The organism is Betaproteobacteria bacterium (assembly GCA_016720925.1).
In the GTDB taxonomy this organism is placed as follows: domain Bacteria; phylum Pseudomonadota; class Gammaproteobacteria; order Burkholderiales; family Usitatibacteraceae; genus UKL13-2.
This window is the reverse complement of sequence record JADKJR010000010.1, coordinates 1-14,297: the sequence shown is the minus strand read 5'-3', so window position 1 is coordinate 14,297 and position 14,297 is coordinate 1. Positions and strand designations below refer to the sequence as shown.

The 14,297-nt window shown below is 58.1% G+C and carries 10 protein-coding genes, 1 tRNA gene and 1 pseudogene; 4 read left to right on the top strand and 8 right to left on the bottom strand.

The features are described 5' to 3' along the window. Positions 1–70: 70 nt before the first annotated feature. The 5 genes from IPP88_14935 to IPP88_14915 form a co-directional block, all read right to left on the bottom strand. Positions 71–940 (bottom strand): SCO family protein, encoded by an 870-nt coding sequence (locus IPP88_14935; protein MBL0123956.1) that lies wholly within the window; start codon positions 938–940, stop codon positions 71–73. 108 nt (positions 941–1,048) lie between these two features. After that, on the bottom strand, positions 1,049–1,933 hold the full coding sequence (gene cyoE / locus IPP88_14930; protein ID MBL0123955.1) for a protoheme IX farnesyltransferase: 885 nt from the start codon (positions 1,931–1,933) through the stop codon (positions 1,049–1,051). A gap of 44 nt (positions 1,934–1,977) precedes the next feature. After that, the gene (locus tag IPP88_14925) at positions 1,978–3,675 is read right to left on the bottom strand and encodes a cbb3-type cytochrome c oxidase subunit I (GenBank protein ID MBL0123954.1); all 1,698 of its coding nucleotides are present in this window, start codon (positions 3,673–3,675) and stop codon (positions 1,978–1,980) included. A 10-nt stretch (positions 3,676–3,685) separates the two neighbouring features. Continuing rightward, entirely contained in the window at positions 3,686–4,225 is a 540-nt protein-coding gene (locus IPP88_14920) for a cytochrome C oxidase subunit II (GenBank protein ID MBL0123953.1), read from the bottom strand. A gap of 50 nt (positions 4,226–4,275) precedes the next feature. Further along, the gene (locus IPP88_14915) at positions 4,276–4,461 is read right to left on the bottom strand and encodes a hypothetical protein (protein ID MBL0123952.1); all 186 of its coding nucleotides are present in this window, start codon (positions 4,459–4,461) and stop codon (positions 4,276–4,278) included. 209 nt (positions 4,462–4,670) lie between these two features. Between IPP88_14915 and IPP88_14910 the strand changes: the two are divergent. Beyond that, positions 4,671–5,737, top strand: a pseudogene (locus IPP88_14910) (COX15/CtaA family protein). Positions 5,738–5,753: 16 nt separating this feature from the next. Here IPP88_14910 and IPP88_14905 read toward each other — a convergent pair. The 3 genes from IPP88_14905 to IPP88_14895 all read right to left on the bottom strand — a co-directional run bounded on the left by IPP88_14905 (position 5,754) and on the right by IPP88_14895 (position 7,897). Then, positions 5,754–6,965 carry an NnrS family protein gene (locus IPP88_14905; protein ID MBL0123951.1) on the bottom strand — a complete coding sequence of 404 codons (1,212 nt, stop codon included), beginning with the start codon at positions 6,963–6,965 and terminating at the stop codon, positions 5,754–5,756. A gap of 53 nt (positions 6,966–7,018) precedes the next feature. Next, complete coding sequence (locus IPP88_14900; GenBank protein MBL0123950.1) at positions 7,019–7,573, bottom strand: hemerythrin domain-containing protein; 555 nt, start codon at positions 7,571–7,573, stop codon at positions 7,019–7,021. 237 nt (positions 7,574–7,810) lie between these two features. After that, positions 7,811–7,897 (bottom strand) — tRNA-Leu (locus IPP88_14895). A 244-nt stretch (positions 7,898–8,141) separates the two neighbouring features. Here IPP88_14895 and rnr point away from each other — a divergent pair. The 3 genes from rnr to IPP88_14880 all read left to right on the top strand — a co-directional run bounded on the left by rnr (position 8,142) and on the right by IPP88_14880 (position 14,265). Beyond that, positions 8,142–10,601 carry a ribonuclease R gene (rnr, locus tag IPP88_14890; protein MBL0123949.1) on the top strand — a complete coding sequence of 820 codons (2,460 nt, stop codon included), beginning with the start codon at positions 8,142–8,144 and terminating at the stop codon, positions 10,599–10,601. Continuing rightward, positions 10,598–11,344 carry a 23S rRNA (guanosine(2251)-2'-O)-methyltransferase RlmB gene (gene rlmB / locus IPP88_14885; protein MBL0123948.1) on the top strand — a complete coding sequence of 249 codons (747 nt, stop codon included), beginning with the start codon at positions 10,598–10,600 and terminating at the stop codon, positions 11,342–11,344. The genes rnr and rlmB overlap by 4 nt, the downstream gene beginning before the upstream one ends. Positions 11,345–11,514: 170 nt before the next feature. After that, positions 11,515–14,265 (top strand): insulinase family protein, encoded by a 2,751-nt coding sequence (locus IPP88_14880; protein ID MBL0123947.1) that lies wholly within the window; start codon positions 11,515–11,517, stop codon positions 14,263–14,265. Positions 14,266–14,297 lie beyond the last annotated feature (32 nt).

Genomic DNA, 14,297 nt, shown 5'->3' with positions numbered 1-14,297 from the left:
GTCGGAAACCCGACCGGGATGACACGCTACTGAAAGCCGTGATTGATTTAATGGGTCAGATTGACGGGCATCAAGCTGGCGCTTCAGTTTTTGTTACGCGCGGATTGCGTTGCGCGCGCCGCGCAAGCCAGCGCGCACGCCATTCGGCGAGAAAAAACCAGAGCATTGCCAGCGCGAAGGTGACGCCGCCCGCGATTTCGATGATCAAATCGTATTTGTATCGGTATTTGCCGGTCTTGGGGTCGTACACGGTGCACAGAATACGCACACGATCGATCAGGTCTTCCAGCTTCAGTTGCTGCGCGACCGGCGCATTGCGCATCAATTGCACCAGCGGTTCGCCCAATGAATCGGCGTTGAGCTCTTCGCCATAGATCTGCCGATAAACTCGACCTTCTGCGTCAAGCATGGTCACCTGGAGCACATGATCAAAACCGGCAGGGGTTGCCGCGTAACTGAAACCGAATTCGCGCGCGAGTGATTCGACGATTGAGGCGTGGGGACTCAGAAACTCCCAGTTGGGTTGATTGATGCGGTGCTGGAGGGCGAAGGCCTTCAGGGCTTGGGGTGTATCCGCGGGCTGATTGAAACCGATACTGACGATGTTGTACTGATTGGTGCCGAACACATCGCGGCCGGCTTCGACCGCGCTTTGCAGCGATCGGGTGGTGAGAGGACAGACTTGAAAGCACGCAGTGTAGATAAAGCTCACCAGCAGCGGTTTGCCGCGATAACTTGACAACCGGACCGGCCGGCCTTCACGGTCGAGTAACGTGAAATCGCTGACCTTGCTGCCGATCGCCGCCTGGCTCATGCGCAATGCGGCGGTCTGCTCGAGTCCGACGGTTGCGGGAGTTTCCCCTTTGGTTGCCGAAACGGATGCAGAATCAGGGACCGCACTGCCATTTTCTGACGGCGCGCCATGGGCGGGACAGGCCATGAAGGCAATGGCCAGCAGATTCATTGCCAGCAGTCTCGCGCATATGAATCGCGTACCCTTGCGAGCCGCGTTGAGCTGAACTGACATGGCCGCTGTCTTGCCGCGCGTTTAGCGCAGGAGGCTGTCGAGCGTCGCGGCGGCGAGCAGCAGGCTCAACTGTACCAATGAGGCAAAGAATGACCCCATCGCGGTCTTGCGGGTCGGCGCATGCGCCAGCCGCCACGCTTTGTGAACGAAGTGTCCGCCGCCGACGAGTGCTCCGGTAAAGTAGATCACGCCTGCACCGAAAAACACCGGTAGCAGGGCGGTCACGGCGAGTGCGATTGTGCTCCACAACACGATGCGTGCGGCGCGTGCGGTACCCACCACCACCGGCAACATCGGCACGCCCGCGGCTTCATACTCGGCCTGATTGGCAATCGCGAGACTCCAGAAATGTGGTGGCGTCCACAGGAACAACACCGCCGCGAGCAGCCACGGAAGTGGGCCGAGCGCAGGATTGACCGCCGCCGCGCCGGCCAGCACTGCAAAGCTGCCCGCCAGTCCGCCGATGACGATATTCCAGCAACTGCGGCGCTTCAGCCAGACGGTATAGACGATGGCATAGAAAAACGCGCCAAGAAAAACGAATGCCGCCGAGACCGGATTCAGCAACAAGCCGGCGGCGCCGACTGCAACTGCCAGGAGCAGCGCAATCAGTACCAGCCACGCGGGCGAATGCGGCAGCGCACCGGTGACAAAGGCACGGCCCCGCGTTCGAGCCATCAGGCGATCGCTATCGTGTTCGTAATATTGATTGAACGCTCCTGCACTGGCCGATGAAACCATCACGGCCAGCGCTTTCGACAGCCCCAATGCTTCACCCGGTGTTACCGCCAGGCCGACCAATGCGGTAATCATGATCATGAACCCGATGCGCAGCTTGAACAGTCCAAGCACGTCGCGGGCGATGCGAATTGCGGATGCCTCCGTGACATTCTTTGTGCTCAGCATCGTGTTCATGGTCGTGGGTCTCCGGTTGGTGTGAGGCACAAGACCTAGCTAAGGCCCCAGACCTGCGACAGATATTTCCAGTTGATGAAGTAGTAGAGCACGAACGAGACCAGGAACACCATCGCCATCACGAAGGTGCCGGGTGCGGCAAAGCCGGCGGAACCGTACGATTGCGCAACAATAGTTGGCGCGGTTGGCGGGATCGGCGTGAACTTGGCGCTTACCGCACCGGTGTCCAGTTTCTTGCCCCAAAGCAGCGAGCCGACCGTGATGTAGATGTAGATGGCGCCTCCAGCAATGGCGGCAATACCTGCCACGCCAACCAGCCCCATCATCAGGTATGCCGCGCCCGGCCACTCGTATGCCATGGCGGCACCGCTGAAGGCCATATCCCAGTGGCGCCGCGAAACGCCCAGCGTACCCGCACCCATCATGACCAGGCAGAAGAAGTACATCGACAGGCCGAACATATAGGGCTGGAACTTGGCGAGACCAGGATTGATCATTTCGCGCCGGAACAGCACCGGGATCAGGAAATAGGTCAGGGCCATGAACGACAGCGTGGTGCCGATAACGACGGTGGCGTGGAAGTGCCCCGGCACGTAGATCGTGTTGTGAATGATCATGTTGAGCTGCTCGGTACCCATCATGACGCCCGAGATACCACCCAGGAAGCCGAAGCCGATAAGCGATATGAACATGCCGGAGAACACCGGATTGCCCCATGGCGCTTTGCGCAGCCATTCGAACAAGCCGTTGTTATAGCCTTTCGCGCGTTGCGCAACTTCGATGGCGCCCGGAATGGTGAGGCCATGGATCATCGATGCCAGCACGGCGAAATACATGAAGTAGCTGGTGTTGACGACCTTCCATGCCGTGCTGACACCCGGATCAGCGAGCAGGTGATGTGCGCTCGCCAATTGCAGGAACAGGATATAGAGCAGGAACGCACCACGACTCACGCGCTCGGACATCGGCTTTGCGCCAAAGGCAATGGCGGCGACCGCGTACCAGATCGATATGTGCGCGGCAACATTGATCTGCTGCGAAGAGTGGCCGAACGCCCACCAGATCGTCCGATATACCAGCGCATCCACATGCTGGATCACGCCCACTGACATCAGAAATGTCGGAATGAGGATGATGGCACCAGAGGTGATTGTAAATACTGCGATGATGGCAGCGGTGATGGCGCCGAAGGTCACGAGTGGCACCGAGCCCTGGTAGGTTTTCTCACGCTTGGCGATAACCAGCGTGCCGAAAAAGATGAAGCAGGCAACCAGTGCGCCAACCGCAAACAGGATCAGACCGAGATAAAAGGTGGGTGCGGCCATCATCGGCACATAGGACGTCATCATGACGCTCGAACTGCCCTGGAACACGGCAATGTTGTTCATTACCGCGCCAACCAGCATCAGCACAAAGGCCAGCCAGGCAATCCTGGGCGTGGCAATTCGACATCGAAGAAGCGTGGATGAGCAGAAATACAGTACCGCGACCTCAAAGAAAATGATCCAGAAGATCAGCATGTCGATGCCATGCGCGGTGAGCACCATGTAGAAAGTGTCCGCCGCCAGCCAATGGATGGTCGGCCAGCGTGTGAGTACCACGCCAACTGCCAGAATTCCGCCGACCAGCAGCGCCACAACGGCGGTCACGGCATTCACAATCATCAGTTTTTCGGCTTGGGACTCAAATTGCAGCCCCGAACGAGGGCAGGTCCGGTAAGTGGTTGTTGTCATGTTTACCCCCTTATTTCACGTAAATCCGGCTCACCATCGTATGATGGTTGATGCCGCAGAACTCGTTGCACACGATCGTATAAGTACCCGACTGGTTTGGCGTGATCTTCACCACATGTTCATAGCCGGGCACGATCTGAATATTGATATTGACAGGCTGTAGCGAAAAGCCGTGGTTATAATCCATCGAGGTCAGGTGCAGGCGGTAGGTTTTGCCTTTTTCGAGCTCGATCAGCGGCCAGAAACTCCATAGCCTGGCGATAAGATAAACATCGCTGCCCGGCGGTGGCGCGACCACCGGAATTTTCTGGTCGGTCTCGGTGCGCACGGTGTACTTGTCGACCATCGCCTGTGTCTTGTTCGAAAATTGTTCCGGCGTGGTCTTGTAAGTCTCGGTGGAAAGATTCTGCTTGCCGTAGACATGCCAGCCGACCATCATCGTAAACATCGTCAGACACCACACCAGTGAGATGACGATCCAGGTACCTTCGACGCGATCAAGCGGGTGCTTCCACCACAGCCGTTCGGATGGGGGCAATATTGCACTCATGTTTTCTCCTCCGTGTTTGGCGCGGTTGATTCCGGCCGGATGGGTGAAACTTACTTGGCGAGCGGGACGGTCAAGATGTCGATGACGCCCCAAAGCGAATAGACGACCATCGGAATCAGCACGCCGAGGAACAACAGCAGGAATGGGTTGTCCAGCAACTGTTGCATCATTGGCACCGGTTCATTGGGATCGTCGGATTGGTGCGGTGCGGCACCGGTGATGTTGGTCTCTGACATGGCGTTCTCCTTGGACGAAATATCGTCGGCCTCCATGCTGAAAGCGCGGGCCGGCGTGTGCCCACACTTTAGGGAGATGGGTGCGGGATTTACTTGATGTGCCTTAAGAAAACCACAGTTCCACTGTGATTAACTGGCTTCATGCAAAATGCCGGTCTTGGCGCGGATTGGCGCAAATTCCCACGGCGTTGTTTTCGACGATTGAAAAAATGAACAATTCCACTGTTGTCAATAAACCGCTTTCACCTTCTGGCAGACTTGGTGCCGTGCCCGCATCCCGGGCAGTCGCGATCTGGCTGCTGCTTTGCTGTGCCATGTTGTTTGCCATGGTCGTCGTGGGCGGGGTAACCCGGCTCACCCATTCAGGGCTTTCGATTGTCGAGTGGCAGCCGTTTGTCGGTACGATTCCGCCACTCAATGATGCCGAATGGCAGGCGACATTCCAGAAGTACCAGCTGACGCCGGAATTCAAGCAGCGCAATTTCAACATGGGCGTCGAGGAATTCAAGGGCATTTTCTGGTGGGAGTATTTTCACCGCCTGCTGGGGCGCCTGATCGGCGTGGTGTTCTTCGTGCCATTCGTCTATTTTCTGTGGCGCGGTAATGCGCGCGGCACGCTGGCATGGAGGCTTGGCGGCATTTTCCTCTTGGGTGCTTTGCAGGGGGGAATGGGCTGGTACATGGTCAAGAGCGGGCTGGTGGACGAGCCGCGGGTCAGCCACCTACGGCTGACCGCGCATTTGGGCTTGGCCTTTGTGATATTCGCGGCGCAGTTCTGGGTGGCGATGGACCTGCTGTTTCCGCGTCATTTGCGCGAGCAAGCGCCCAGAACCCTAGCCCGATTCTCGCAGTGGCTCGCCAGCCTCGTTTTTCTGATGGTGTTGTCCGGAGGGTTAGTGGCCGGTTTGCGGGCGGGACTGGCGTACAACACGTTTCCACTCATGCATGGCCACTTCATCCCCCCGACATGTTTGTCATCGACCCCTGGTACGCAAACTTCATCGGCAACATGGGTACCGTGCAGTTTGATCATCGCTTGATTGCCTGGGCGCTGACGATACTGGTCCCAGTATTGTGGTGGCGCGTGTCGCATTCAATGGTTTCCCGGTCGGCGCGTATCACTTCGCATCTGCTCGTCGGTGCGCTGGTCATTCAGTTTTCGCTGGGTGTCGCAACACTGCTGATGTTCGTACCGGTCGCGCTGGGTGCCGCGCACCAAGCTGGCGCGCTGGTGCTGTTTGCGGCTGCGTTAGCGGTGGCGCACGAGTTATCTTAAGGTCTCGCGCGGCGCACTAGCCGGGCATGCCGTCTTCCCTTGGTGCAAGATAAATCCGCGCATTTCGCCAAACCCATGTGCCGAAGCAGGCGCACCAGATTGCTGACGCAATGACAATCAAACCCGTGTAGTAGCCGGGAAATGCTTCCGCCGCGACCCGAGAGATGGTCGCTAACTGGAAAACGAGAAACAAGCCCCACGTGATATTGTCGGCTGCGAGCATGCGACCGGAGTGTCCGCAAGTGACACGGGTCACCATGGCGATGGTAATTGAAGCGAGAAAACCGATCGATACCGCATGCATCGGGCCCAGGCCGAGTACGTCAATGCCCGCGTGCGCGAGTGACGCTTGCACGAACGACAGCGTGTAGGCAATGGCCAGCCATACGAAGCTCAAGTGGAGCATGGCAAGCAGCCGGTTGCGCAAACTTTGAATCAGGCCCCAGCGCCACACCATGGTGAAACATATGAACGCCATTGGTCCGTCAACGATCCAGAGCCAGCGTGACGCACCCGAAAAATCCAGTATGCCGTGCAGCCACGATCCTGAAACCATGGCGCCGAGCAGCCACCAAGGGCGCCAGAAAAAGTGACTATCCAACGCCGATGCGGTGAAGAACGGCAGCATGCGGTGGCAGACGGTGCAAAACAGCGGCACCAGGAATCCCCAAACACCCGCGCTGCGCACGGCATCGCGCCACTCGTGGCCGGTCGCAATGCCTGTGATGGCGTAGAGCAATGTAGTGCCGCCAATGGCGAGGCTCAGTTGCACAAGGCGTGCGTGTACCTTGTCCATCGTACGGCTTTTTGTGATCAGGGTGCTGAAGCGCAGCCACAACATGCCCGCGCAGGTTGCATAGAGCGCGAGCGCAAGACCCACCGCGCGGTCGCCCACGAGCATTGCCGGGTACATCAGGAAGAGCGCAATTCCCATTCCCGCACCCGGCACAAGGTAGACACTACGGGCGGGCGGCGGAACCTGCAGCCAACGCGGGCCCGCCGTGTAGGCAAAACCGAAGATGAAGAATGGAAAGAATCCGTAGACCATGACCAACGGATGCAGGTGTGACGACATGCCGGCGGTGGACGCCAACCATCCGGAAGTGGCCTGGCGCAGCAACAGTACGAAAAGCCACCAGATGCTCGCGGCAATCAAGCTTAGCGTGCCGAGAAAGAAGAACAGGCGGTGGGGTGCATCCGCCAACCGGCGCAATGAATATGGGATCAAAAGAGGACTCGAACGAAGGCGGCTTCATTGCCGCGGGGATTGATAAATATCGGCTATGCGCCGGAGCCGGGGAAGGGGAGATCAAGCCCGCGCCGCTTTGCCATTGCGTTTCCCAGCGCTTCAAGTTCCTTTGGCGTCAGAACCCGCTTGGCCAGCGGCAATAACTGGTTGTCCTCGCGATCGATATGGCTTGCATAATCACGGGTGAACTCCTTGCACAGTTCAAGGTCGAGGCTTCCAATTTCGCCCGGTTTCAATTTCTCCAGTTCCTCACGAACTCGACTCCAACGCAGTTCCATATCGCGGTGTTCGACGAGCAGGTGCGAGACGAGTTCGTAGGCAAGTGCGTGATCCGCGGTAGCCTGCGCGGCCCGCAGCAGGCGTGGGAACAGGTCGGACTCCTCGTCGGCATGATGGTTGGCCGCCGCCTCGAGGAAATAACGCAAGATGCCTGTTGCCGTCGAGATCGCTTCCTCGTCGCAGACGTGCCTGGTCAGGTGTTTTTGTAGCTGAGAGAGCGTCGCCAGTTGCTTCTCGATGCGTCGATGGCACGCAAAGAGTGCCGCGAGCGGTTCGTCGAACCCGGCAGGGGTGTTCCGTAGTTCCATCGCCGAAGCGTATGCTTGTCGAAAGGGGCAATCCTTAAGAAGCGTCAAGGAAAGGGGAAAGGCATTGATCTGACATGCTTCGCACGCTGTGGACGACGGACTCGGTCTCACTTCGCTTCGCTCGCGCGACCCCGGCCCGCCCTGCATGGCGGGCCTTTCTCGTCCCCACGCAATGCCGCAGGGCATTGCTTTTCGGGCGAGAAACGAAAAAAAACCGCCGAAGCGGGTTTTTCAATTTGGTGCCCGAAAGAGGACTCGAACCTCCACACCGTTGCCGGCGCCAGGACCTGAACCTGGTGCGTCTACCAATTCCGCCATCCGGGCGATGGTTGCGAAAGCCACCTAGCTATCCGGTGCTTCGCGTAAAATGAGGCCGAATCATAGCGAATTCCGCCGTGACTGTCCACCCTGAGAGAATAATTTCAACTTTGTGCCGAAAGCCATCTTGACCAAGAAGAACAATAAATCAGCAGCCTCCGCCAAGCCCGCCGGGAAGTCGGCCCGTCGGGTTGATCCGCATCATGCGCGCGAGCAGGCCAAGTACGAAAACCCGATTCCCAGCCGCGAAATGATCCTTGAAGTGCTGGAAAGTGTCGGCGTGCCGATGAATCCGGCCCAGCTCGCGGCGCATTTGCATATAAACGACGCGGAAATGGAAGGTTTCCAGCGGCGTCTCGGCGCCATGGAGCGCGAAGCGCAAGTCATGAAGAACCGCCACGGCGATATCTGCCTGGTGGAAAAGCTCGATCTGATACCGGGACGCGTGCAGGGGCATCCGGATGGTTTTGGCTTCCTGATTCCGGATGACGGTTCGGACGACCTGTTTCTGGGACCGAAGCAGATGCAGAAAGTCCTCGACGGCGATCGCGCGATGGTGCGCGCGGTCGGAATCGATCGACGAGGACGCCGGGAAGCGTCGATTGTCGAGGTCATCGAGCGCAAGAACAGCAAAGTCGTGGGACGGCTGTTCATGGAACACAACGTGCTGTTTGTCGTCGCCGAAAACAAGCGCATCAGCCAGGACATTCTGGTCGAGCCGGGATTCGATGGCGGCGCCAAGCCGGGGCAGGTTGTCACCGTAGAACTGGTTGCTCAGCCCGCCAAAAATTCCGAGCCGGTCGCGCGCGTGATCGAGGTGCTGGGTAACTACGCCGACCCGGGCATGGAAATCGAGATTGCGTTACGCAAGCACGATCTGCCGCACGTCTGGCCGCGCGAGGTTGAGGCGCTGGAAAAGAAGGTGCCGAAAAAAGTTACTACCGCAGATATCAAGGGGCGCCAGGATTTGCGTGACTATCCTTTTGTCACTATTGACGGGGAGACGGCCCGGGATTTCGACGATGCCGTGTTCTGCGAGAAGCAGGGCAAGGGCTTTCGGCTGCTGGTGGCTATTGCCGATGTCTCGCACTACGTGAAAACCGGCGATGCGCTCGACATGGAGGCGCGAAACCGCGGTAATTCGGTCTATTTCCCGCGGCGTGTGATTCCGATGCTGCCAGAAACGTTGTCCAATGAAATGTGTTCGCTGAAGCCGGATGTCGATCGGCTGGCGCTGGTGTGCGAAATGTCCATTTCTGCGAGTGGCGAGATCAAGCGCTATCAGTTTATGGAAGCGGTATTTCATTCTGCAGCCCGGCTGACCTACACCAATGTCGCCAAGGCGCTCTATGCCTTTGAAACCGACCATGGCATCGAAGAGAACTTGCTGCAGCATTTGCGACAACTCGACTCGGTATTCCAGGTGCTTCTGGCGGCGCGCAACAAGCGCGGCGCCATTGACTTTGATACCGCCGAAACCGTGATGATTTTCGACGATGTCGGCAAGATCGAGAAGATCATCCCGACACTGCGCAATGATGCACATCGGCTGATTGAAGAATGCATGCTGGCGGCCAATGTCTGCGCGGCAGAATATTTGCTTGAGAACGAACAATCCGCGTTGTATCGCATCCATGCGAGTCCAAGCGAAGAAAAACTGGAATCGCTGCGGACCATGCTGAAAGATTTTGCGTTGCAGTTGCCGGGAGGAAGTGAGCCGAAACCGGCCGACTATTCTGCGTTGCTGAAAAAGATCAAGGACCGCCCCGATGCACCGCTGCTACAGACGGTGCTCCTGCGCTCGATGAAGCAGGCAGTCTACAGCCCGGACAACATCGGCCACTTCGGTCTTGCGTATGACGCCTATACGCACTTCACGTCGCCTATTCGCCGCTATCCCGATCTTCTGACACACCGCTCCATCAAGGCAATCCTCGCCGGTACGACATACGACCCCAAGGTGCCCTGGGATCAACTGGGGCTGCAATGCTCGGCGACCGAGCGCCGCGCCGATGAAGCAACGCGGGATGTCAATTCCTGGTTGAAGTGCTACTACATGAAAGATCGCCTCGGCGAGGAGTTCCCCGGAACGATCAGCGGCGTCACCGGCTTTGGCATTTTTGTCACGCTCGACGATGTTTACGTCGAGGGACTGGTGCATATTTCAGAGCTCGGACAGGACTATTTCCACTTCGACCAGGCCAAGCACCAGATCGTCGGCGAGCGCAGCAACAAGCGCTTCCAGCTCGCGGATCGCGTCAATATCAAAGTTGCGCGGGTTGATATCGAGACCAGCAAGATCGACTTTGTGCTGGCCAGCGAGCGGCTGAAAAAAGCCGTCATGGTTGCGGATGAAGACAACGTGTCTTCGCCGTGGGCCCGGGGTGGCAAGAAGGGCGACAAGGGCGTAATTGGCAAAGGCGCGCTGGAAAAGGGCGTCAAGCGGCCTACTCCGCCGCCACAGATTTCTCCTGAACCGGTTCGTGCCGCCAAGACGGAAAAGAAGATCATCACCGTTGACAGCGCGCATCCGCCGACCACGCCAATGCTGGGCTTTGCAGAAGGATCAAAGGGCAAGAGTGCTGCAAGCACTAGCAAGAGCCGTACTACTATTAAGTCGTCCGCTGCCGCCGTCCCGACCAGTCCCGGGACCCGCAAGAGCACCACGAACAAAGGCCCCGGCGCGCTGCTTTCCCGAAAGAAGAAATGAAGCCGCAGATTATTTTTGGCTTTCATGCGGTTGGCGCGCGTCTTCGTACCCGGCCGGAAAGCGTCCGTGAAATCTATGTCGATGCCAAGCGTGATGACAAACGCATGCAGGCAATGCAGGAGATCGCGAAGGGCAAGGAACTGCGAATCATGGCGGTGGACGGCAAGCGGCTGGATGGCATGTGCGGCACCGTGCGTCATCAGGGCGTGGTGGCGATGGTAGAGCCAACAAAGCTGCCTCAGTTTGTGGACGACGTGCTGGATGCGCTGACGGTGCCGCCGCTGTTGCTGTTGCTCGATGGCGTGACCGATCCGCATAACCTGGGGGCCTGTTTGCGGGTGGCCGATGCGGCAGGTGCGCACGCGGTGATTGCACCGAAAGACCGCAGCGTAGGGCTTACCGCCGCGGCGATGAAGGTTGCTTCCGGCGCCGCGGAGTCGATTCCCTATATCACTGTTACGAATCTTGCGCGTACGTTGCGTGAGTTGAAAGACCGCGAGATCTGGATTGTGGGTGCGGACGAAGATGGCCAATCGTCCCTGTTTGAGGCAAAACTCCAAGGCCCGCTGGCGTGGGTTCTTGGTGCTGAAGGCGAGGGCCTGCGGCGCCTCACGCGCGAGAACTGCGATCAGATCATCAGCATTCCGATGTTCGGTGCAGTTGAAAGCCTGAATGTCTCGGTGGCCTCGGGCGTGTGCCTGTTCGAGGCCCGTCGCCAGCGCGAAGCGTCAGCGCAGAAATAGAAAGCCCCTAGCACTGGCGCGGCATTCGAGGCAAAAATGCCTGGAAATGCCCGCCAAATGGCGATCTGCATCCGCTACTCCACAGTGCGGACGCCACACATTGCTACAACCCTTCCCGTGGCGGAAGCTAAAATTACCTATCACGTCGAATTACATCCCGAGGCAGAACCTTGAAAAAACTTCTCCTGGCTTGCACGGCACTTTTTGTATTCCTTGCCGCCGTTCCGGTCATCGCACTGGAAAAAATACCGCCCCTGCCCAAGGGGGTCAGCAAAATTACCTCCGTCGAGGGCATTACCCAGTATCGGTTTGCCAACGGCCTGGAAGTACTGCTTGCGCCGGATCCCTCGAAGCCGCAAATAGTCGTGAACATTACCTACCTTGTTGGCTCGCGTCACGAAAACTACGGCGAGACCGGCATGGCGCATTTGCTTGAACACATGCTGTTCAAGGGAAGCAAGAAGCATCCGAAGATTACCGATGAATTTACCCAGCGCGGCGCGCAATGGAATGCCTCGACGTCGAACGACCGCACCAACTACTACGAGACGTTTACCGCCTCGGACGCCAACCTCGACTGGGCCTTGGGAATTGAAGCGGACCGCATGCTGAATTCGTTCATTCGCAAGGAAGATCTGGCCACGGAAATGCCGGTCGTGCGCAACGAGTTCGAGATCGGCGAGAACGATCCGACCAATATCCTTACTGAACGCATCATCTCGACGATGTACCTGTGGCACAACTACGGCAAGGCTACCATCGGTGCGCGTTCGGATATTGAGAATGTGCCGATCCCGCGTCTGCAGGCGTTCTATCGCAACCATTACCAGCCTGACAACGCAGTGCTGACGGTGGCCGGTCGCATCGATGAGGCGAAAACGCTGGCAATGATTTCCAAACATTTCGGCCGCATCGCCAAGCCGGCACGCAAGCTTCAAAATCTTTACACGCAGGAACCGGTGCAGGATGGCGAGCGCGTCGTTAAACTCGAGCGCGTCGGCGACATCCAGGCCGTGATGGCAGGTTTCCATGTCCCATCCCTGGCGCACGCCGATTACGCGCTTACGGTGCTGTTGACCGACGTATTGGCCAATACGCCTTCAGGACGCCTGCATAAGGCGCTGGTGGAAACGAAGATGGCCACGAGCGTGTCCAGCTACAGCCAGGAATACCGCGATCCCTCGGCGCTTCTGTTGTGGGCGGAACTGCGCAAGGAACATTCTCTGGACGAGGCGCGCGCGCTGTTCGTCAAGACGCTTGAGGGCTTCGCCGCAAACCCGGTGACCGCCGAGGAAGTTGAGCGCGCCAGGTCAAAGCAGCTGAAGTATATTGACCTGACCATGAACAACTCGGTAAACCTCGCGATGCAGTTATCCGAGGCAATTGGCGCGGGTGACTGGCGCTTGTTCTTTCTCAACCGCGACCGCCTTCGCAATGCGACGGCGGGCGACGTACAGCGTGTGGCGCTGACATATCTGAAGCCGTCGAATCGCACGCTCGGCGTCTTCGTGCCCATGCAGAAACCCGACCGCATCGAAGTCCCGGTGGTTGCCGATGTGGGCGGTGTGCTGCAGGATTACAAGGGCGAGCCGCCGATCGCCAAGGGGGAAGCGTTTGACCCGACCCCGGAAGTTATCGAGAAGCGTGTGAAGCGCACTGAACTGCCTGGCGGAATGAAGATGGCGTTGCTGGCGAAGAAGACGCGCGGCGAAACCGTGAGCGCACAACTGGTATTTCGCTATGGCGACGAAAATAATCTCAAGGGCCAGCGCACCAATGCGCAGATGGTCGGCGGCCTGTTGATGCGTGGCACCAAAGGCAAGAGCCGTGAGCAGCTTCGCGAGGCCATCGACAACCTGAAAGCCAGCATAGCGGTCGGTGCGACACCGACACGTGCTTATGCCAACATCACGGCCAAGCGCGACACACTAGTGCCGGCGCTAAAGCTAGTTGCTGAAATGTTGCGCGAGTCCACCCTGCCGGAAAAGGAATTCGATCTGCATAAGCAGGAGCTACTGGCGGAACTTGAGGCCGCGCAGTCCGATCCCGCCTCACTCGCCGACGAAGCCGTCGGCCTGCATTTCAACATCTACCCGCCGGATGATGTCCGCGCATCGGTGTCATTGAAGGACAGCGTTGCGCGCGTCAAAGCGGCGAAACTAGACGACGCGAAGGTTTTCTACCGGGATTTCTTCGGTAGCAACAACGCACAGATTGCGATCGTTGGCGACTTCGATGAAAAAGTGATCAACGCCGTGCTGCCGGAGCTTTTCGGCAACTGGAAATCCGGCAAGAACTTCAAGCGCGTAACGGAAGAATTTCGTGCCATTCCCGCAGCGGTCAGAGCCATCGAGACCCCCGACAAGGAAAGCGCTACTTTCATTGCCCGCGCCAACGTCAATCTTAGTGAAGACGACCCGGATTATGCGGCGTTGATGCTGGCCGACTGGATGCTGGGCGGGGGTGCCGACTTCGCCGCGCGTCTGGTGGCGCGCATTCGTGTGAAGGAGGGCTTGAGTTACGCCGTTTACTCCAGCCTGGATATCAATTCACTTGATCCCGCCGGTAGCTGGAGTGCCAGCGCGCAATTCGCGCCGCAGAACAAAGCCAAGGTCGAAACGGCCTTTCGCGATGAAATGGCCAGGATTGCCAACGAAGGATTTCTGGCTGCCGAAGTGGCGGCGGCGAAATCAGGCTATGCGCAGGTACAGCAGCTATCCCGCAGTAACGATGCCCGGCTTGCGGCCGCACTGGCGACGCATCTGTTCGTCGGGCGCACGTTTGCGTGGAACGCCGCGCTGGACAAGAAAGTGCAAGTCCTGAAACCGGCAGACGTGCAGGCAGCAATGAAAAGACATCTTGATTTGGCGAACTTCACCATTGTCAATGCAGGAGACTTTGCCAAGTCAACCGGAAAGTAGTCAACAACTCAAGCCAACTTGACGGGCACGAC